This window comes from Anaerococcus tetradius ATCC 35098 (assembly GCF_000159095.1).
GTDB classification, from domain to species: Bacteria; Bacillota; Clostridia; order Tissierellales; family Peptoniphilaceae; genus Anaerococcus; species Anaerococcus tetradius.
This window is the reverse complement of record NZ_GG666336.1, coordinates 1-737: the sequence shown is the minus strand read 5'-3', so window position 1 is coordinate 737 and position 737 is coordinate 1. Positions and strand designations below refer to the sequence as shown.

The 737-nt window shown below is 28.9% G+C and carries 1 protein-coding gene; it reads right to left on the bottom strand.

All coding sequences use genetic code 11. From position 1 onward, the window contains the following. Positions 1-675: relaxase/mobilization nuclease domain-containing protein (locus tag HMPREF0077_RS10035; RefSeq protein WP_040349809.1), on the bottom strand; the 675-nt coding region annotated here is incomplete at its 3' end. Between the last annotated feature and the right edge of the window lie 62 nt (positions 676-737).

Below are 737 nucleotides of genomic sequence, written 5' to 3'. Positions count from 1 at the left end.
CTTATCTTTATGACGAAAAGCAATGTGTTTACCAAATTTAATTTCATATTCAAGAGACTTCATATTTTCTAAAAAATCTTCCCATGATTTAGACTTATTAATCATTCTATCTATATCGAATTGCAGTTTAGACTTCCAAGAGTTTCCTTTCTTGTTTAGGTCATATTCGTACCAAGATTTACCAGCAGTTTTATATTTTCTCTTGTAAGCTTCATAGTATTTATCAATGACTGAAAGCTTATTTTCTTTACATAATTCATCACTTTGATACCTAATTTTGTGGTAAGATTTTTTGTTAGATTGGTAGCATTTACCAGTCTTGTAATTAACATTATTAAAAATAATATGATTATGGATATGCCCTCTATCTATATGAGTTGCAAGAACAAATTCATAATCTTCTTTTAAAATTTTCTTACATAATTCCATTCCAATTTCGTGAGCTTTTATAGGATCAACCTCTCCTGGTAGAAAAGATTGAATTAAATGTCTAGCCAAAACTGTACCTTTAGTATCATTGTCTTCTCGTGTTTTTATAAATTGAATATGGGCAGTAGATGGATGACATTTGAATGAAGACACCAAAATTTTTTCATCAGTTTTTTCACTCTTAGTTATATAATCTATTGCCAAATTTAGAGTTGATTTTATAGGATGTATTTTTGTAATTGCCATACTAATCACCAGAGCTTTCTTTTGGTTTGTTAAGAAGTAGGGAATGGATCTGCCATATTTCT